Below are 21,139 nucleotides of genomic sequence, written 5' to 3'. Positions count from 1 at the left end.
TTGCGGCGCGAAAAGCATAGTCTCATGAACGGAGACGGTTTCCAATGAAGGAAGGGCAGCGGGAGTTTTTTTGCTCCAAGGAGATAGGAATATTCGTGTTTTGGTAAAAAGTTGATATCTGAAAATGTAAAAGTTTATACTTTTACAGGTTGAATACGAACATTTTTTGAATATGCCATTGACAATATTCAAAGAGTGACTTATGATACTTTTTGTGTTCACAATCTTATACTTACCTTACCGATCGTATATCCTTGACAATACGGGTCAAGGGTTTCTACCAAGGAACCGCAAATTCCTGGCTACGAAGAGGGCGCTTTGCCGCACCTTTTCGAAGCCGGGATTTTTTTGTTGCGTTCATTATGCTAAGGAGGCAAACGAACCGATGAATAACCGTTACGATGTTATTATTGTTGGAGCCGGACCGGCTGGAATTTTCGCAGCATACGAGCTGACGCTGAAAGCGCCTCGGCTCAAAGTGCTGCTGATCGATAAAGGACACGATATTGACAGTAGAAGATGTCCCATCCTGGAGGAAAAAATTAAATTATGCCCGCCGCCTGCAGGCAAAAAAGAGTACGCCGGCTGTTTACCGGCTTGCTCGATTACCGGCGGCTTCGGCGGAGCGGGAGCGTACAGCGACGGCAAATTCAACATTACGACCGAGTTCGGGGGCTGGCTGACGGATTATCTCCCACCATCGCGCGTGCTTGATTTGATTCGCTATGTGGACGACATCAATCTTCAACACGGGGCAACAGAGAACGTAACCGATCCGACGACCCAAGTGGTCCGCTCCATCGAGCAGCGGGGTTATGCGGCCGGATTGAAGCTGTTACGGGCTCAGGTAAGGCATCTGGGCACCGAGCAAAACCTGGAAATTTTGCGGTCCATCAACGCTTGCTTGAAAACCAAAATCGATATGCAGTTCAAGACCGAGGTAGCCGATCTGCTGACCGTAAAGACAAAGGACGGGCACCGCATCCAAGGCATCGTTCTTAAGAACGGTGAAGAAATCGAAGCTGACAAGGTGCTGGTCGCTCCCGGCCGGGACGGGTCGGCTTGGCTCACCGAGGTGCTGCGCAAGCGGCGGCTCAAAATGTACAACAATCAGGTGGACGTAGGCGTACGGGTGGAAACGTCCGATGTGGTGATGCGCGAAATCAACGAGCATTTATATGAAGGAAAATTCATTTTTAATACGTCGGTCGGTACGCGGGTTCGCACCTTCTGCAGCAATCCTTCGGGGCATGTGGTTGTAGAAAATCATTCCGGCGTGATGGCCGCTAACGGCCATGCCTATAAAGACCCGGCTCTCGGTTCAGCCAATACGAACTTTGCGCTGCTGGTGTCGCACCGGTTTACGGAACCGTTCGATAAGCCGAATGAGTATGCGCGGGAAATTTGCGAGCGGGCCAACGATTTGTCCGGCGGCGGTGTCATCGTGCAAAAATACGGCGATATTATCCGGGGCAGACGCTCCACGGAAGCGAGAATCAAGGAAGGTTTTCTTGAACCGACGCTCAAAGAAGCCGTTCCGGGCGATCTGGGTCTGGTGCTTCCTTACAATACGATGAAGAGCTTGATCGAGATGGTGGAGGCGCTGGATAAGGTGACTCCGGGCATCGCATCCGAGCATACGCTGTTCTACGGCGTGGAAGCCAAGTTTTACTCGGCAAGGCCTAAACTGACTGAGCGGCTGGAAACGGAGATCGAAGGCCTGTACTGCGGCGGGGACGGAGCAGGCATTACGCGGGGGCTGGCGCAGGCGGGCGCGGCAGGCGTATGGGCTGCCCGCAGCATAATAGAAAAGATATAGGAAGCAAATGACAAGGCCGAGGGCGGTAATTTTCCCTCGGCCTTGTCATTTGCTTTTCCTATTGGCTTACGGTTTTGTTGTACTGTTGAATGCGGGAGGAGATTTCCTTTGCCGCTCCATCGAGAGCTTCCTTCGGCGGTTTTTTGCCGTTGAGGACTTCCTCGATCGCCCCTTCGGTGAGCTGGCGGGCTTCAGGGAATACGCCCATGACCGCGCCTTGCGTGGCCTTGTTCGCTTTGGTTTGATGAAGCTGGTCTACCGCCGTTTTGAACTGCGGATATTTGGTCATGTTATCTTTTACGAGCTGTTCGTCATAGGCCTTTTTCGTAATCGGGAAGTAGCCTGTATTGACAGACCAGTAGGCTTGCTGCTTCGGATCGGTCAGGAATTTGATGAATTCCCAGGCGCCCTTCTGCTCGGCTTCGGACCGGTTGTTCAGGATGTATAAGCTCGCGCCGCCTACGATCACGCCGCCGTCTTTAGCGTCTTTAGGCTTAGGAAGGAAGGCGGTGCCGACTTCGAATTTGCCTGCGGCAGCGTTCACGATTCCGCGCAAGGATGCGGTGGAGTCCAGCGTCATGGCGATTTGTCCGGCTGCGAAAGCTTTTTTCGTATCGTCGGTTTTGCGGCCCAGATTGAGCATCGTTTTGTCGTCGATCATTTGCTTCCACCACGTCATAGTCTTGACGCCCGCATCGCTTCCGAGCATCGAATCCATAGCCGGGCTTGTCCGACCATTACCGTTATTGACGAGCTCGGCCCCCTGGTTGGCGAAGAACTGCTCCATGAACCAGCCGTAGATCGCGAAGGATGCGCCCGTTTGTCCGTCCTTGGTCAGCTTTTTGGCGGCTTCCGCTACTGCTTCATACGTGACCGGCGGCTTTTCCGGATCGAGACCGGCCGCTTTAAACATATCCTTGTTATAGTAAAGGATCGGGTTGGATGTGTTAAAAGGCATCGAATACAGCTTGCCGTTGAAGGTGTAGTAGTTAAGAATGTTTTCTTCCAGTGCGGATACGTCGAATTTCTCCGCATCGATAAACTGCTGCATCGGGGTGATCGCTTTGGAATCGATCATGAACCGGCTGCCGATCTCATACACCTGGATCAGCGCAGGGCCGCTCTTGGAGTCCATGGACGCTTTCATTTTGTTCAAGCTTTCATCGTAAGTGCCTTGAAATACCGCTTCGACCACGACATTCTTTTGCGAGGCGTTAAAGTCGGCGACCAGCTTATCTACCGCTTTGCCGAGCTCTCCGCTCATCGAGTGCCACCAGACGACTTTTACCGGTTCAAAGGACTTTGGAGTCTCTGTGCCGCTTTGAGGCTTGGCGTCGCCGCTGCCGGTCGTCATCCCGCCGCACGCTGCCAAAAACAGCATGACAAAGGCAAGCAGGAGCGTAATAGAGGATTTTTTGTTCTGCAGTACATGTTTAAAAGGCTTCATTACGGTTGATCTCTCCCTTGAATAATTTATATTTTGAGCGCCGGCCGGTCCTTAAGGAAGGCCAATGGCGCGTTCTATTACCCTTTGACCGCTCCGGCGGTCATTCCTTGTACCAGCTGCTTAAGACCGAGCGCCAGAAGAATCAATGTTGGAAGCATAACCATGACGACACCGGCGAGCACCAGGTTCCACGAGGTCATTTCCTCGAATTGAAGCATACTGATGCCGATTTGTACTGTACGCATCGCTTCACCGTTCGTGATAAGCAGCGGCCACAGGTACATATTCCAATGCGTCAGGAACGAATAGACGGCGAGCGTAGCCAGTGCAGGTCTGGACAAAGGCAGGACCAGCCGCAGGAAGCTTCGCAGATGGCCGCAGCCGTCGATTTTGGCGGCTTCGAACAGCTCGCTCGGGAGCTGCAGAAAAAATTGGCGGAGCAGGAACGTTCCGAACGCCGTGGCGAGAAACGGAACGATCAAGCCCTGATACGTATCGAGCCAGCCCCAGCTTTTGACCGTTAAGTAATTGGGGATGATCGTAACCTCCCACGGAATCATCATCGTGGACATAAAAAGGGCGAATAGCGCCGATTTCCCCTTAAAACGAAGAAAGGCGAAGGCGTATGCGGCCATGCTGGCCGTAATGAGCTGCCCAAGCATGATGACGCCGGAGACGAAAAAGCTGTTTGCGATGAACCGTCCCACCGGAATCAGCTGCGTTACCGTCAGGTAATTTTCAAAGTTCAGGCTACCGGGAAGCAGCCTGGGCGGATAGGAGGCCGACTCCGCGTTGGTCATCATGGCGGCCGACAGCGTGTACATGATCGGGTACAGTATGATGACCGCAGCTATCGTCAGAACCGTATAGATCAGCGTATTTTGCAGACGGGACGTCATTGGTAATGCACCTTCCTTTCGAACAAGCGGAATTGTACCACCGTCAGGATCAGAATGACCGCAAACAGTACAAGCGCCTGCGCGCTGCCGATGCCAAAGCGGAAATTGACGAACGCATCCTGATAGATATTGAACACGATGACGTCGGTGCTGCTCATGGGTCCGCCTTTGGTCAAGATGTGAATTTGCCCGAAAGATTGAAAGGCCCCGATCACGGAAACGATTCCCACAAAAAAGAGAGTGGGCGAAACGAGCGGCAGGGTGATGCGGACAAAGGTGCGAAGCGGTCCGGAGCCGTCGATCCTGGCGCTGTCATAGATGTCCTCCGGCACGCCTTGAAGCCCGCTGAGCAGGACAATATAGTTGAAGCCCAGATTCATCCAAACGGTCATGATAGAAACTGATACCAGGGCCCAGGCCGGGTCGGTCAGCCAATTTACGGGGTACAAGCCTGCCAGGGTAAGAAAATAATTGAGTGTCCCGAGGCTCGGATGATACAGCATCATCCAGATGACGGAGCCGGTGCCGACGGAGATGGCTACGGGAAGCGAGAAAATGAACCGGAACCCGCGCATCCCACGCAGCTTGTTATGTGTAAGTGCGGCCAAAAGAAGCGCTAGGAAAATGGAGGCGGGCACGGTCAGAAGTGTAAACGAGAGCGTCACCTGCAGGCTTTTCATAAAGGCGTCCGAAGCGAACAGCTCTTTGAAATTATCGAGACCGGCAAATGCCGCTATTCTTCCGCGGGGATCGGTCAAGTGAAGGCTGAGATACACCGATTTAAGCAGCGGATAAAACAAAAACACGCCGAACAGCAGCAAAGACGGAGCCAAGAAGCCGTAGGCCAATGCCTGTTCCTTGAATCGAACGGACCGAAGTGATTGAAGCTTAAAGCCTTTGGGAAGCGCAAGTTTCTTTTTTTTCATGGTCCTGCGTGCCAAAGCGTTGTTTTCCAGCATGGACATGAAGGAACTCCTTTCCGGGATCGTTTGCTTCTAAATCCATGATTCATTGTAGCGGGTTCATGTTTTCCCTGAGTTAATTGGAAGTAAATCCTTTGTTGAGGTAAGCGGGGAATTTACAATGTGTTAATAAAGTTGAGGGGCAGATTAAGAGTGATGTGAAATAAAAAAAGACTTGAACAATTTGGAAAATCATGTTATTTTATATAAAAATCCATACTTCGTGCGGAAGAACCGCCTTATGTCATGCTGATTCAGCATGCGTAAGGCGGTTTTTTGCCGTTCCGGGAACGGCTTGCGAAAGGAAGGTCGGGTGAATTATGGACAGGATACCTAAGGGATTGAACCCCGGCGATGTGCTGGCTGGACGCTATCGGATTGCTGCACGGCTTGGCAGAGGGGGGATGAGCAGCGTGTTTTTGGCGGACGATTTGAAGCTGAAGGGAAAGCGATGGGCCGTGAAGGAAACCTATGTGGGCGACGTTTTCTCTCTTGGAGAAGACCGGGAGCAAGCGGCCAAGCGCAAGCATATTCTGCTGTCGGAAGCGGAGACGATGAGCCGGCTCAGCCACCCTAATCTTCCCGATATCGTGGATTATGTTCCGCCTACCCGGCATGGTTTCCTTTATCTGGTGATGGATTATATCGAAGGGGAGACGCTGCTGCAGCGTTTTGAAAAGCAGGGGAAGCGGATGACGGAGAAGCAGGTCGCCGAGCTGGCGCTGCAGCTGTGCGATCTGCTCGATTATCTGCATTCGATTCGTCCGGAGCCGATCATCCACCGTGATTTGAAGCCGTCCAATCTGATGCTCGACGCCGGCGGGCGGCTTCGTCTTATCGATTTCGGCACGGCGCGCAGCTACAAAACGGACCGGCAGGCGGACACCGTCTGCATCGGAACGATCGGCTTTGCCGCTCCCGAGCAGCTGGAGGGACGGCAGAGCGACCCGCGTACCGATCTGTACGGGCTTGGAGCGCTGATGTTTTTTCTTTTGAGCGGCGGAGAGTACTACAGCGCTCAAAGCTCTCCCCGCGAAGCGGTTTTGCCCTCGGGGCTTGCGCCGCTCGTGCTGCGCTTGCTGCGTGCAAGCCCCGAGGGCCGCTGCGCGAGCGCCCGCGAGGCAGGGGCCGAGCTGCGGCGCTGGCTCGCGGCACAGCGGCTGCCGGCAGCGCCGCAAGCCGCGCGGGGAGCGGCGTGGACCCCGCCGCTCGTGGTCGCCGTCGGCGCGCTGTACCCCGGCGCCGGGGCTACCTTCGCCGCGCTCGCGCTTGCGCGGCTGCTGCACGATCAGGGCGTGCCGCACGCCTTGATCGAGCCGCCCACGCCGCGTGCGGAGCTCTACGCGCTGCTGCTGGCGGACAAGCATGCGCCGCCGGGATACCGCTGCTACAACGCGGCGGGTGGAGGCTTCAAGCCATCTGTGGAGCATGGGTGGACGGATGGCCATACGCTGTGGCTTCCGGCGGAGCCCGAGGAGGAAGCCGGACCGCCGTCGGGGGATCCGAGCTACTGGTTTAAGCTGTTTCACACTGTCCGCCGCCCGGTTCTGATTGCAGATATCGGCGCGCAGTGGGAGCATCCTGCCGTACAGCAGCTGCTTGATACGGCGACGGATGTGGTCTACACTGCCGATCCGTTCGTGCATAAGCTGGAGCTTCCCGTCGTTTTGCGAGTGCTGCGGCAGCTGCAAAGCTGGACCGGCCCCGGCAGACGTCTGCACTGTATTGCCAACAAAAGTCCGCACACGATGAAAGCCGATGTATGGAGCCGGTTATTGCCTCAGCGTCCGGCGTGCCTGCTGCCTGCTTTGGATATCGGAGTTTTAACGGCGGCCGAATGGAACGGGCGTCTGCCGCACGATGCGCCATCGGTCCGGAGGGCGCTTCGGGATGCGATGCAGCCATGGTTAAAAAGCCTTCTGCCGGGCGAAGTGCGCACCTCCGGCAACAGCGGGGGAAAGCTGCTGCGTTTTTTTCAAAGGAGTCTTTAAGGGAGGATAACATCGATGCAAAGAACGTGGATCGTCGCCCTGCTGGGCTGTCTGCTGATGGCCGGATCCGCAGCGGGGTATTGGCAGTTCATGAAGCATACGGAGCTTCAGGTTGAAACCATGGATACCGTGAAGCCGGTGCGCATGCTCCACAGCGGAGAGGTGATCGAAGCCACCATGCTGCGCAAAGCGGTCATTCCGGTTGCGGCGCACCATCCGGAGGCCGTGACGGATGTCAGTGAACTGATCGGTCAGACGGTGATGGTTCCTATCGCGGACAATGAGGAATTGGTCCTGTGGAAGCTATCGGACCGACGTCTTGTGCCAAAGGAAGGAGAGCGGTATTTCAGCTTCAAAACGGATGCGGCGGCGAATGTGGGCAATATGGTACGGAAGGGCGACCGGGTGGACGTATGGGTGGAGTTTGATGCCCCCAAGCTGATCAAGACCGCCTCTGGAGCCATATGGAGCGTCGGTGCGGTTAAAGTGATCGAGCGGCTCCCGGTCACCGGCGTGAAGACCCCCGAAGGGCCTGAAGTAACCGATACCACAGCTGTGGAAGCGGTCGTGCAGTCAAACCGTCAACAGCTCCAGAATACCCGGTCCAAGCCCAACGGAAAGCCGGAGCTGAACACCTACCTGATGAACGATGAAGTGTACGAGGCTTACGTACTGGGCAGTATTGCCGGCACGATTAAGCTGGCCTTACCTGAATTGACCAAGCCGGGTTTAGACTCCGGGACAGTTACGGAGCTGTTTCGCGAGCTGAAGGCAGCCGATGCGTTTACGCAAACGAAAGGACAAATACAGGTCGGCGGAGAGCTTGATCAGAGTCAGGTCAGCGGTAATGAAAACGCAGGAACAAGCTTACAATCCAAGGAGGTGCAGCCTTCCTCATGACCAAACTATTGCTGGTTCACCCGGGGGCGGATGCTTCAGACCGTCTGAGCGCCCTGCTGGGAAGTGCCCGGGGATACGATATCTGCCATATTCGCAACAAAGATCTGTTCTTGACCCGGCTCGAGGAGTCTTTTGATTGGGTGCTGGTGCATGCCGGAGTATTTTACGATATGTATCCGTGGGAGTGGATGGAGAAACTGGGCCGAACTCAACCGCAAGCACAGGCAGCGATTGCGCTGGACGCATCGGTTTACGATTCGTTTATGCTCGAGGCGATCAGCCGGATGGCCGGTCTGCTTCATTATAGAACCGTACCGATCGGTCTTACCGAAACTGGCATGCTTGAAGCGTTCGCCGCTGTTGTGAATGGGGATCGGAAGGACAGTCCGGACCATCGGGGCGGATCGCTTGCAGCCGTATGGCCTGCGGCGAGCAAAGACGGAGCCACTACGATTGCCGTGAGCACCGCGCTCTCTTTGGCCGCTTCCAGCGGAATGAGCATCGGCCTCATTGACGGCAATCTGCATAATCCGGAGATCCGTTCATTCTTGAATCTGGCCGATTCTAACCATAGCGGATTCAAGCTGCGGCCCAAGCTTCAGACCCAGACGCTTGCCCCAGGCGATTTGATCGATGCGTGCGTATCGTATCGTAAAATCCCGAATCTACACATTCTGACCGGTTCCCGGAGACGGGACACGGCGCTGGATGTGACACCGGAAATGATGACTCATCTTCTTCAAACCGCCAGAGCGGCTTTTGATATTACGATCGTCGACTTGAACTCTTACCCGGATAATGCAGCGACCATCTGTACCGTACGCGAAGCCGATCACCGTTGGCTTGTCGCCCAGAATAACTACGCTTCATTTCAAATGAGCTGGGGGGAGTGGTATGAATGCTACTGGAAATACGCCGGACTCGTACCGGAGGATATTTCGCTTGTTTTGAATCGAACGGTGGCTGAAGATAAGCCCGAACGGATCGCGGAGCTTCTGCGTATGCCCCTTGCCGCTGCCGTTCCGAACCTAGGGGGCGGACTCGGACGCAAAGCGGTCCATGAAGGGAATCCCCTTTATTTGAGCTCGGGAACGGAAAGCTTCTCAGCACAAATCAATGGCTTGGCCGCTCGGCTTGTTCCTAATAACGTACGGGATGGAGCAGCACCTGCATTGGAAACGGTTCGCCGCAGAGGCGGCTTGCTGCAGCGGTGGACCGCGCTTTTTGGTTAAGGGGGTCGGCGTATGAAACCGGATCAATGGACATCTCACCGCATGCAGCCAAGAATTCGTTTTGATGCAGGACACTATTTGAAAGACATGATGCAAGCGCGGCAGACTCAAAACCGACTGGCCGTTCTGCCGTCCCGTTCGGAGCGGAGAATGACGCTCAGGGAAGCCTCGGCCTTAATTTATGAGCATTTGAGCGAACGTTCCAAAAAGGATCAGGCGCTGTACGACGACATTTTGCAGGCTGGACTCGGCGATCCGGCAGCCGGTGCAAGAATGAAAGCCGTCATCGATACCCTCTTAATGGAGTATCGGATCGATATGGATCCGGACACATTGATTTCCCCGCTGTCCCCAACGGAATGTGTGTTTGCCGAAACCTGCGGCGCAGGGCTCATTGAGGATCTGTACCGTTTGCCGGATGTGGAGGAGGTACAGGTGATCGGCTGCGATATTTTTCTGCTTCGGGGAGGAGAAATGACCCGACACCACCGTAAATTCGCGTCCTTGACGGATGTGCTTCTTCTGCAGGATCGTTTGTCGCTCTGCGGTAAAAAGCCGATCAATCAAAGGCAGCCGTTCATCCAGTCTTATATGTGGAATCGCTCTCGGCTTGTGATGACCCGGCCCCCGTATTCCGACGTTCCGAGCATCCATATCCGCAATTTTATTGTCAAGGATGTGACGCTCGGGCATCTCGTTGAGCTTCAAACGCTCGATCCACGGATGGCGCGGCTGCTGCAGCTGTTGGTTCGCTACCATGCGAGCTTTCTCATTGGCGGAGGGACGGCGACGGGCAAAACGACGTTTTTGTTCGCATTGGCACAGGAAATTCCCGAGAATGAACGGATTCGGACGCTGGAAAAGGAATTTGAGGTTGCTTTGCGTGAACGTCTGCGCGGCAAACGGAACATTCTGGCTGTCAGGGAAGTGGAGGAAATCGGGCTCACGATGGAAGAATCGTTCAAGCCGCTGCTTGTGATGAGCCCCCACTGGGTGATTGTAGGTGAAGCCAAAGGCTCTGAGGTGTCCCAGATGGTACAAGGGGCTTTGCGTGGACACGATATGATGGGTACAATGCACACCAAATACCGTGACTCGTTCATCAGCGATGTAATAGACATGATTATGCAGGATGGCCGGCAGCACGATTACAAGGATGCCGCCCGTCGCGCGGCCAGAGCCTTTAACGTGGTGGTCTTCCTGCGGCTGATGCGTTTAAACGGCAAGCATGTCCGCGTAGCTACAGAAATTACGGAGCTGTCCGTGGATGAACATCAGGAGATATGTATCCGGCCGCTGATCGAGTGGGATTATCAACGGCACCTCTGGCGCTTTACCGGAGAGCTTTTTAGCAAACCGTTAATGGAGCATTTGATCGCAAACGGAGCAGATCCGGAGGAATTTCGCGAGCTGGGAGTGTGGGGAGATTGAGTGTATCCGCCGAGCTGCTGCATGGCAGTCTAAAAGGTTTATTGCTCGGAAGCTGGGCCGCCGGTTCGTTTCTTCTGCTTGCTCTTCTATTAAGAGGGGTCAACACTGCGCTTTTACAGAGAAAAAGATTCCGATCGTTCGGGATACGCAGCCATTCTCGAAGGGGGACGTGGTCTTCCATCGCTCAGTTGAAGCCGGTAAAGCATTTGATTGAGGAAATGGAAGTGGCGGAGATGAAGTTCGGCGTAGAGGTCATTCTGGCCTTTATGCTATTGTTGGCACTTACCGGATTTTTTGGATCGGATGCCGCTATGGGACTGCTGCAGCAGCGTTACGCCTATGGGGGCACAAGTACACCCGGCTACCATGTATGGACGCTGAGCGGGGCTGTTGCGATTTTGATCGGATCGCTGCCTTATTTTTACGTCCGGTTTCGGGTACAGCGCAAGCGGCACCGGATTGCGCTCAGGATGATCATGCTCGTTCAAAACCTGATCGGCCATTACCGGCCCAGTCTTACACTTGCGGACATCATCGTCAACTCCTCTCGTACGATGCCGGATGAGGTGAAAAGCGAATGGAGGCGTCTCGAGCTTGCGCTTCACATGAAGCCGGCCGATGAAGCTATCTATGGCTTCGCACGACGTGTACAAAGTGAATGGGCCGATGATTTGGCCGATCTGCTGCTGATCGGAGCCCATTACGGAACGGATATGACGGAGTCGCTGCATCATCTGGTCAGCCGGATGCAAACGGCAAAGCGCCATGAAGAAAACCGTTTGGCCATGATTACGGTGTATCGGCTCGGGACATCATTTATGATCGGATTCGCCTTTTTTGTAGTAGGGTTCAACATTTATGCAGATGGGGCGAACTACAGCCATTATTTTCTCGATCCCGGCGGAAAAATGCTGCTGATCGCCTCTTTTGCCGTCATGTTCGTATCCATGCTGCTGGTGGTCCGATCGGGACGGAAGGCATTTTAACGGAGGGCAACGACATGCTTGGTTTATTTTGGAACGCGTGGCTCACATCTCATAAAGCTGTGTTTATCGTTTTATTTGCGGGAGGCAGCGCCTTATTCTGGTTTGCGCTTCTCGGACAGGTGCGGGTGGGGCGCGCAAGCCGTCTGGCTCTTATGCTGGAACGGATGAAGAGAAGAGAACGAGACGTCCTCGCTATGGAAAAAGAGATTGAGCATCCACAGGCGCGAGCTTTTGCGGAGAAGGCTCGTTTGGCCGGACTGCCTTCCGTTTGGAGCTATAATCGGTTTCTGATTTTGCGCACAGGGATGGCATTGACGTTTTTATTGTTGGGCTTTATCGCGAAGCTGGCGAATCCGGAAGGGATGTACGGCCAATCCACCGGAGCATGGATTTGGATGCTGCTTCAAGGAAGTGCTTTGGCAGCGGTCGGTTGGTGGATGCCGATGCTGTTTGTGCATGCTGCGGCAAGCCGGAGGAGAGGAGAGTATTTAATGGAAATCGCCAAGCTCGCTGAGCGACTCTCAGTCTGCGTAAGCGATAAGGCAGATATTCGCGACATGCTGATTAGAGCCGGAAGGCCGCTAAAGCTGCTGAACCCGCATCTTCAGGAGCTGACGGTGATGTGGGGCAGGGACCGGCGTGCCTCCATTTGGAGATTCAAGGAGGCCGTGGGCATTTCCGAGGTGTTTCCGTTGGTTAATGCTCTGGAAGCGATCAGTCAAGCCGAGGCAAAGGAAGTAGCTCAAGTGCTCAAGGAGCAGACGGCAAGCATTGAAACTACGCTATCGGCCGAAATCAATCGGAGAATCGAGAACGCGCCCGTCTGGATCAGCTTTTACATCATGATTCCTTTCGGCATGATTATACTCCTTTTTTTGTATCCGTGGGTCCTTACGATCTCCAGACAGCTCATGACGAGCTTTCAGGGATAACAACTATATTATAGAAAGGATGATTTTGAATGGGTAAATTAGTCATTGCTTGTCTTCTTACCGTCTTGTTGGGGGGCGCCGCCATGTTTATTGCAGGAACGCAGGTAGGGCCGGCCGTGGGTACTAAAGGCACCAATCTCAATACGAGCATATCGACCGCTACAGTAAACCAGGTGAGCGGTGCGGTGACGGCGACAGCACCTTGATAGAGCTGCTAAGGAGGGACGAAGGCAGCGCTCACCTGCTGCTTTTCGCTCTTTTTGGAATCGCAGCGGCGGCTTTCCTCTGGGTAACGGCTTTCAACTGGATGCTGCAAACGCACAGCCTGACCAAAACCAAACCGCTGCTCGATCGGGCAGCCCAGGCGGCGGCCTTGAATATAGACCGGAGGGAAGCCGCGCTCGGCCGTCTAGTTTGGGACAGGGTACGTGGGACGGACGATTTTTATAAGTATTTGCGGCTTAATCTTAAGCTTGGGCAGGATTTGACGCCTTTACCGGGAAGCCATCTGGAGCAACCCCCTATCGTTCATCTGCTGGAGCACGTATCAAGTCCAACGTATCCCTATGTGCTGAATCGGAGCATCACCGTACACAGCTCTACAGATCAGCAAACGACACGCAGCGTGAACGTAACCATCTACGGACCATCCATTGTCGCGATCATAGAAGTGAACCGTTCACTTCTTGGACACAAGGCCAGCGAGCCGATCGTACTAAGCAGTGTCGCAAGTGTTAGGTTACGATAAATCTCCTTTTCTGGATATCATTACCTGTAAAAATACGGTGTATAAGCTACAATATACCTATGATTGAAGGCGGCTTAAGGTAGTAAGGTCCTATATTCTAATGGGGTAGTAAGCCGCTGTGAAGCAGAAAATAGGGGAGTGTTGGAGTATGTATAAAAAGATATGTTTCATTACAACGTTGGCTTTGTGTGTTTTAACAACAGCAGGTTGTACGGTATATTCGCAAGGCTCATTAGCTAGTGAAACATTTAGCGATACAAGAGGCCATTGGGCCGAAGCTGCCATTAACGCAGCGGTTGCGAGCGGATACGTCGATGGATATGAAGACGGCAGCTTTAAACCGGATCAAAATGTAAGCCGAGCTGAATTTATTAAATTAGTCGTTACAGCCATGAAGCTTAATGTTCCTGAAGCAAAGAATGGAGAGGATTGGTACACGCCTTATGTCACGGCAGCTAAAGAAAAAAATATCCATCAAACGGCAGACTTTACAAGCGGCGATCTAAACACTCAAATTTCCAGACTTGAAATGTCGCTTATATCCTTGCGTGCAACTCGGAGGGATTTGCAAAAGGAAGGGGTCTTGATGGACAACCATTCCGTAATGCTTAATGCCGCGAAAACCGGTCTGATTCAAGGCTTGTCCAGAGGGGAACTAGGACCGGATAAACCAACGACAAGAGCGCAATCCGTAACCATCATCGAACGGATACTTAAATTAAACAAAGGGGAGAGCCTCCCTGTAGATAAAACTACTTTGGGTAACGCCGAAATCGCTTTACGCGGCACGAACTTCGAAACGGCATACGGGCTAAGACAAGCGGTTACTCTCCCGATTGAGCATGACTTGAATAAAGACATCAAGATGAAGATTAAGGAAATCATTTTCTTTGATTCTTCGGATAAGGAGTCCCCTTATTGGGACCTTCTTGCCAATGGCATTCGATATGATCAAAAAAGTCTCGATAACAGTTACTACTTTGCATACAAGGTTGAATTCATTACAGAAACGACTAGAGATTATCACTTGCTCGTTACAGATAATTTTAGAATGGTAGGGTGGCCATCCGTGACGTCAGATAGCAGCCGCCGCGCTTTAGTCGTTGGTTCAAATCAAGTAGGATCGAAAGAAGGTTACTTGATTTTTGCTCTCACCAAAGATGGTACCGAAGGGGCCGAATATCAACGTACAGCATTAAGAAATAGCGCTTATTATTTGGGACAAAAGCGTTTTCCATTATTTGTGAAAGAATAAAGGGGCTTTTCGATGAATAAAAAGCGCTTTTCGTTATTAATATTAGTTGTCTTTCTGACACAATTCATACTACCTTTCATTGAATATCAAGTTGCATATGCAGCCAAGATCAAAACAATGTATATCGATTTCCAATCAGGCACGTTAAGCGATCATCCAGTCACTAGTGAACATTATTCTAATAACAGCACATGGTCAAGAAGCATTGATCTTTCTCCTTATATTGATGGCACAGTAAAAGATGTAGCGGTCACTGTAGGAGCTGGTCAAAGCGCAACTCGATCCATAAGCGGCAATACCGTTACTATTAATGCGAATGGTAATGGGCTAACGGTTTATGGTAGGGCAGATACAAATCCCGGTCATCAAATATACCGCTTACCCAATGGAAAACGATGGGAACACAAAGGAGCAAACACAAATATTTATCAATTCATTCCGGACGATGTAGCAGTTGGAGGCATTACGCAAAGACCAGGAGTTATCCCTAGTGAGGGCTATATAAGGCAGTCAAGCTCCTCGACGGCCAATTCAACGCCAACAGAATATAACGGACCAAATATGGAGGGTAACGATCTAAGATATTTATATGGGAGTCCACCTAAAGATATGGTGGATATTGCCCCAAACTGGAATATGAATGGAGCTGCGGTGACTAGGGCCTACAATGTCCCTCCTCCATCTATATTTTATAAAACTCAACCAACCAATATTAATCCTGAACCCAATGATCCGGTCCCACTTGTTGATCCAAACAGCATTCGGTTAACAGGTGCTTCAGAGATGAAGATTGGTACCGAACCATATTCATGGGGATATATTAATGGATCAAATCAAATTGCCGTTCGACGGATATTAAATACCGTTTGTACATTCAATCCGAAAGACCCTGAACCTGTAGGTGATCCAAAAGATTGTATAATTGAAAGCAAAAATACAGGCTCCGGTCAGCTCAATAACTATGTAATGGAAGTCAATACGGATTGGCAAGCCAAGACCTACATTTACAGCATGGGGAAGGTTGAGGTTACTTACGAACCTCCTGCCACACCCGACCTAGCCGCACAAGAAATAAAAACCGACAATGCCTGTATTCCAGTAGGAAGCACGCAAACCATCCGGTATTCTTACAAGAATATTGGCGTAAGCACCTCCACCGCATTCACCGTGCAGTTAAAGGTTGACGGTGTAGTGGTGAAAACGGAGAATGCTTCAGATGGGGCGAGTAATGGTGTTTTATTAGGCGGTACGCACTCCTATACCTTTAGCACGAGCGCTCCGAAAACCTTCACACTTGTTGTTGACTCAGGTGATACGGTAGGAGATACCAACAGAGCTAATAACACCATAAATAAAACGTTCACGCCACAAGCTACTTGTGGAACAACGCCACCGCAGCCACCAGGAACTTTAACGGGAGAATTAACGATCCAAAAGAGTCTGCTGCCATGGAAGGAAAATAACCTATTTATGGTTGAGACCAAACCTCAAGGTTGCGAACTGGACAAGTTTAAATGGCACATGTCCGGAAACGGCGGGGAGTTGACCATGCCGCCTCCGGGTGCCGCTGATGATGGTTGGTACCCGAACACAAGCGGCAATACAAACTCTTTCATGTTCTCCTTTGATCATGCGATTAAGCAGTACCCGGCCAATATAAAAAGCGGAACGGTAACCGTAACCTTTATAGCCTTAACGAGCTGCGGTACAGAGGTGCCCATCGGTCCCAAAACGTTTGAGCTCGGGCAGCCGCCGCCTAATCATTCCCCGCAGCTTAGAGTTACCTTTGTAGATACTGCCGGCGAACCGATCAGTACGGCGATTGTCGGAGAAACGGTGGGCTTAAAGGTGACGGAGCTGAAAGATCCTGACGGCGACCCACTTACTTTCTATTGGGACTTTGAGGACCCTCTAAACACAACCGAATGGGTCAGAGGACTTCCTGCCAAATATAACTGGAGAACACCCTATACCAGCCAAAGCTATTCAGGCATGACCGCCGATGTACCGGGTATGCAGGTAGTTTGCGCCTACGCTGCAGACGGCGTTGGAGCCACTAACGCTTGTGCAAACCTTGACGTCATACCGCCTAACCCCATACCGCAAATAAAGGGACAGCAGATCGTTAAAGTAGATCGTCCATTATCCATCCCTTGGGACTCAAGTGAAAGCTATTCGCCGGTAAAAGGCCGCACGATTGACCACTCAAAGGATGAATGGATTAACGCCAAACGGAGTTATTCCGTAGTCGGTACTGAGAAAATTCAATTGCATGTCTATGACAATACCGGCCTCAAATCTTTAGAGCCGGATACATGGGATTTAGCGGTCATTCCGGACCAGCCGCCTGTGATTGATTTTCAGTACGCCAGTACGATTTCCCGGATGGCTCCGAGTTATTTCAAAAATAGCTCATACAGTCCGGACGGTGACAATATAGTCGTCTACAAGACCTGGTTTGGTTATGATGCGAATAATAATGGCGTCTGTAATCCACTGGAAAATTTGATATCCAGCGACAATGAGAATTTCAAATTTCATCCTACTAAGGCAGGTCAATATTGCTTCCGTTTGTATGCGGAAGAGGATTACGGGAAAAACAGCACAAAGGACTTTACTGTTGAAGTAACTAATGATAATCCAGACGTAACTTTCAAAGTAAGCGGGCAATCCAATGAGCCGGTTCCTATGGTCTCTGCTCCGTTGAGTGCTGCAAGCTTGTTTACAAGCGCTTGGATTAATACAACCCTGGACAAAAATGTTTTTAATAAGATGTTCTGGAGCCTAACTCCTGGCGGAACGTTAACCTCAAATTCCAGAGTACCGATTCAAAGACACTATGATTATGCTATTAAAGATCCTAATCTTACATTTCCGGGCAGAGCCTCGGATCTTACTCTTATCGGCGGGTTGGGTAACTATGCTCCAAACAAGCCGATAACTACGCCTCCCGAGCATTTTTTAGGGGATAATGTATTTCTGTGGGGATTAGGCAGATATGATACGGGCAGTGAAATCCCGGCATATTATTTAGCGGCTCCGCATTTCCCGGCCCCCATCAAGCTATCTGAGGGTAGATTCAGGGATAATCATAAGGCTTTTTTTAGAGAAGATCTTGGGGAATTGATTATTTGGTATGGCAGTGGTAATAGGTCGACTTGGTCGAGATATAAAATTTCCCAATTAAAAGGAGGAAACACGACTCCGGAAGTTAGCAGGCCGTATGCAGAAAATCAAATAGGCTATTTTAGTGATGGAACACCTCACCATTATTTGGACTACTTCATAAAAACCAATGTAGACTACAAACGGGTTGATCGCGCTAATAAAAAGGTAGAGTCGTATCCATTTACTAATTTATCTACCCCGTATAAGGTCGTAACCTTTGGTACGCCTCCTTCCTCACCGGTGACGCCAGTGTATGCTTGGGAGGCTTTTAAAGCACCTAGCGGAATGAGCATATTCACTGATAATCATGATATGTATTGGATGAATGGAACGACAGGATCAATAGACTTCATACGGGATGCATTGCAGTCACATTATTCTAATTTCTTTGCCGGACCCTGGTATACCAATGAAAGGGAAACATTGGTCACCTATCAGGCAGGTTCCAATGTTAGTAGTGGACAAGTTGGCTACGATGATAGGACCAGATTTGCCGATTTTGCAAAAAAGAAGGTTTACAAGTACACCCAATGTACGGGATGCTTTATCCCGGAGAATCCGACCGAAAGTTTGGATTTTACTGGTCTTTCGGAAAATAAGTATGGTCTTAATCATCCAATAGACGGCTATAGCATTCATAACTTCGGCGGTTACTATAATCCGGACTGGTGGATTGTGGATTATAGGAACAATGCGAAAATATGGCAGCCTGGAGCAGGATGCCCCAGACCCGAGGTATATTCGGAAAATATTTTCGTAGTTTGCGGCAAGGTTTACACCTTCAAAAAAGCACCTCCGTTGTCGGGGATAAATGAAGCCTTTTCGTTCGGTCAGCTCATTAATCCCGGTATGCAAAAGGTGGCCGACGGCTCGATCCATTGGACAATGAGAATCAACAACCTGAAGTACGATCAGGTCCCTGCCGGAATGTCATTCCGAATACAAGATCATAAGAATATGTATCGGGTTGAAGTCATGAAAAATCGGCTTCGGCTGGTGAAGATCGTAAACGGACAACGCACGGTCCTGGCGGAATCAGCTAGAAGTTTGGCATCAGGAACATGGATGAAGTATTCGATAAAAATGTCCGGCAATGAGATCAAAATTTATGAAAGCTCCACTCCATTGTTTACTGTCTACGATAATGCTTATTCAACGGGAACCTACGGCCCGTACTCCGTACATGAGACTACCGAATTTAAAGACATGGGAGCATTAATAGCAAATCCTTATTTAATGAATAAAACTGAAGGGACCGCCTTAGTCGATTCACCTGTTGAATACGCGACAACCTTTACGGATCCTGAAAATGACCCAAGGTATGACAACGGGACCCAATGGAAATACGCTCATGTGGACACAACCATATTCTTGAACACTGGCGACGGTAAAAGTGGATTGTCCAGCCGTCACGGAAAAACCGTAACAACGCCGATCTTGAATTTTGATAAGGTCGGAGTATATAAGATCGAGTACCGAGCGCCTGACGATCCGCACCCTTATCACAGGCTGGCCAACGGATCCCAAGCTTTCAAGGATTATTCAAAGTACTCCGGCTGGTATGATCAGCAATTGATTGTACACCGGGCTCCGATATCTAAATTCACTTTAAGCATTTCGTCAAATCAAACGGTAGCTTGGACCGATGATAGCTACGATCCGGACCGGTGTTATGCAAAAGGCAGCTGCCAAGCGCCTTATGCCGACAACAATGGGATATACGCCAAAAAATTCTATTACATCACACCGAGCGGCAACACGGCAGCTTCCAAACTGGTTAGACCTACTGAAACCGGAATTTACAACGTATATATGGCCGTTCAGGATGAATATGGCGCATGGAGTGATTGGTATGAGCAAACCATCACGATTACAGTCATACCGCCGCCGAATGCTCCTCCAACAGTGACGCTCACTTTTCCTACAGGTACACAAGCCAATCCTACACCGGTTAGCTTGAAGCCAACCATACGATGGAATCAGGCGGATGTTAATCCGGGAACCCTATTCACCGCCTTCAACCTCAGAGTTAAGGACGAAGCCGGATTTTGCGTCGAATGCTTGAATCATCAGGTAATGGAAACAACGGCAGTCTCTTGGGCGTGGACAATGGATCATACGCTGCTGATGGGCAGTAAGTATTCAGTGCAGGTTCAGGTAAGCGATGGAGAAGCCTGGTCGGGGTGGAGTAATATCGGTTGGATGACAACGAACCGTCCACCTGCTGCGTTTATGAGTTATCCATATGGCACACAGGCAAATCCGACGATAGTCAGTACTTTGCGCCCGCAGCTCATTTGGTCTCAGACCGACCCTGACCCGGGAACGATATTCACACATTTCCGGATTCAAATCACTAACGATGCGAATACGGTCACGGTGCTGGATAGCGGGAAGGTCGCACAAAATACCGCCAATACTAGCGGATCTTGGACTGTGACGAGAGATCTGCCGGAAGGCGAAAAACTCAGAGTGCGCGTAATGGTGTGGGATCAATATGGAGCCGAATCCGCCTGGTCGCCTCAAGTATGGCTTTATATTAATCGGCCGCCGAGCGGTAATCTTACTTACTCCAATCCAATATATGAACACGACACGCCTGAGTTCATCATTCGATCTTCGGATCCTGACGGAGATGCTTTATCCATTACTGTGGAAAGCAGCTTTAACGGAGGCGCATTTTTCTCTATTCAGTACTGGGCGGACGTTCCTTCCGGCCAGAACAGAGTGTTTGCTTACGGCCCTCTGCCCGAGGGGGACTATACTTTCCGATTGACGCTTAATGATGGAAAAGGGGGGACGTACCAACAAACGTATTCCTTTGTTGTCCTTCCGTTGGATATTACAGGGTGGATTGGCCATACTCCGGAGTGGGAGAGCTACCGCCAGACCTGGAATGCGAAATACCCTCAGCAGCAGAGAGAGGCAAGGGATTTTTGGGCGGGAGAAGCATTCGAACTGGCCGCTCAGATGACGGATACGGGTGTTAGTGCCACGAAGCCCGTTTACGTGGACGCGGTGTTGATCGAAACGGGAGAAACCGTCCGTCTTACCGGAAATAACGGCGTTCGATTCACGGGACAATTGTTGAATACGGACCACGTCCGGATGCTGCAAAATGGGGAGCATTACATCTTTCGGTTCAAGGTCAGATGGTCGAACGGATTGGAGCAAACAACGGATGTGCCCATACGTATCTTAGGAAACATGTATGAGGTCATCGTGAACCATATCCGGCACTAATCGGCCGAACAAGGGGGGGATTCGCTGCGAATTCTCCCCTTGTTTTTATGCTGAAGGGATTGGACAATGGGAATGGCTTCCCTTTCATAGGGGTGATAGGGTTATAGAAGATGGTTCATTCTCTGT

Annotated in this window: 14 protein-coding genes and 1 riboswitch; of the genes, 11 read left to right on the top strand and 3 right to left on the bottom strand. The window is 51.1% G+C overall.

Annotated features, from left to right (window positions below; all coding sequences use genetic code 11):
• Nucleotides 1–224 precede the first annotated feature (224 nt).
• Nucleotides 225–325, top strand: a riboswitch (purine riboswitch).
• A gap of 60 nt (nt 326–385) precedes the next feature.
• Nucleotides 386–1,819: an NAD(P)/FAD-dependent oxidoreductase gene (locus tag ACZYR9_RS06325; RefSeq protein WP_488977628.1), complete on the top strand. Its 1,434-nt coding sequence runs from the start codon at nt 386–388 to the stop codon at nt 1,817–1,819.
• A gap of 58 nt (nt 1,820–1,877) precedes the next feature.
• On the opposite strand, the gene ACZYR9_RS06320 is transcribed toward ACZYR9_RS06325, so the two are convergent.
• From ACZYR9_RS06320 to ACZYR9_RS06310, 3 genes are all read right to left on the bottom strand, one after another.
• Nucleotides 1,878–3,266: an ABC transporter substrate-binding protein gene (locus ACZYR9_RS06320; RefSeq protein WP_488977627.1), complete on the bottom strand. Its 1,389-nt coding sequence runs from the start codon at nt 3,264–3,266 to the stop codon at nt 1,878–1,880.
• 77 nt (nt 3,267–3,343) lie between these two features.
• Nucleotides 3,344–4,165, bottom strand: a complete 822-nt coding sequence (locus tag ACZYR9_RS06315) for a carbohydrate ABC transporter permease (protein WP_488977626.1) — start codon at nt 4,163–4,165, stop codon at nt 3,344–3,346.
• A complete protein-coding gene (locus tag ACZYR9_RS06310) occupies nt 4,162–5,091 on the bottom strand; it encodes a carbohydrate ABC transporter permease (RefSeq protein ID WP_488977803.1) in 930 nt (309 codons plus the stop codon). Before ACZYR9_RS06310 ends, ACZYR9_RS06315 begins: the two co-directional genes overlap by 4 nt.
• A 356-nt stretch (nt 5,092–5,447) precedes the next feature.
• Here ACZYR9_RS06310 and ACZYR9_RS06305 point away from each other — a divergent pair, with 356 nt between their 5' ends.
• The 10 genes from ACZYR9_RS06305 to ACZYR9_RS06260 all read left to right on the top strand — a co-directional run bounded on the left by ACZYR9_RS06305 (nt 5,448) and on the right by ACZYR9_RS06260 (nt 21,013).
• On the top strand, nt 5,448–7,118 hold the full coding sequence (locus ACZYR9_RS06305) for a serine/threonine protein kinase (RefSeq protein WP_488977625.1): 1,671 nt from the start codon (nt 5,448–5,450) through the stop codon (nt 7,116–7,118).
• 15 nt (nt 7,119–7,133) lie between these two features.
• A complete protein-coding gene (locus ACZYR9_RS06300) occupies nt 7,134–8,018 on the top strand; it encodes a CpaB family protein (RefSeq protein WP_488977624.1) in 885 nt (294 codons plus the stop codon).
• Nucleotides 8,015–9,250, top strand: coding sequence for a CpaE/TadZ family protein (locus ACZYR9_RS06295; RefSeq protein WP_488977623.1), 1,236 nt, complete (start codon nt 8,015–8,017; stop codon nt 9,248–9,250). Before ACZYR9_RS06300 ends, ACZYR9_RS06295 begins: the two co-directional genes overlap by 4 nt.
• Before the next feature lie 12 nt (nt 9,251–9,262).
• Nucleotides 9,263–10,681, top strand: coding sequence for an ATPase, T2SS/T4P/T4SS family (locus tag ACZYR9_RS06290; protein WP_488977622.1), 1,419 nt, complete (start codon nt 9,263–9,265; stop codon nt 10,679–10,681).
• A complete protein-coding gene (locus ACZYR9_RS06285; RefSeq protein WP_488977621.1) occupies nt 10,678–11,667 on the top strand; it encodes a type II secretion system F family protein in 990 nt (329 codons plus the stop codon). Before ACZYR9_RS06290 ends, ACZYR9_RS06285 begins: the two co-directional genes overlap by 4 nt.
• 14 nt (nt 11,668–11,681) lie before the next feature.
• Nucleotides 11,682–12,599: a hypothetical protein gene (locus tag ACZYR9_RS06280; RefSeq protein ID WP_488977620.1), complete on the top strand. Its 918-nt coding sequence runs from the start codon at nt 11,682–11,684 to the stop codon at nt 12,597–12,599.
• 29 nt (nt 12,600–12,628) lie between these two features.
• The gene (locus tag ACZYR9_RS06275; protein ID WP_488977619.1) at nt 12,629–12,805 is read left to right on the top strand and encodes a hypothetical protein; all 177 of its coding nucleotides are present in this window, start codon (nt 12,629–12,631) and stop codon (nt 12,803–12,805) included.
• Nucleotides 12,802–13,347, top strand: coding sequence for a hypothetical protein (locus ACZYR9_RS06270; RefSeq protein ID WP_488977618.1), 546 nt, complete (start codon nt 12,802–12,804; stop codon nt 13,345–13,347). The genes ACZYR9_RS06275 and ACZYR9_RS06270 overlap by 4 nt, the downstream gene beginning before the upstream one ends.
• Before the next feature lie 148 nt (nt 13,348–13,495).
• Nucleotides 13,496–14,602 (top strand): S-layer homology domain-containing protein, encoded by a 1,107-nt coding sequence (locus tag ACZYR9_RS06265; protein ID WP_488977617.1) that lies wholly within the window; start codon nt 13,496–13,498, stop codon nt 14,600–14,602.
• A 12-nt stretch (nt 14,603–14,614) separates the two neighbouring features.
• On the top strand, nt 14,615–21,013 hold the full coding sequence (locus ACZYR9_RS06260; protein ID WP_488977616.1) for a glycoside hydrolase family 78 protein: 6,399 nt from the start codon (nt 14,615–14,617) through the stop codon (nt 21,011–21,013).
• The last annotated feature ends 126 nt before the right edge of the window (nt 21,014–21,139 follow it).

The sequence above is a fragment of the Paenibacillus sp. F024 genome (assembly GCF_057814255.1).
This window is presented reverse-complemented; position numbering and strand designations above follow the sequence as displayed.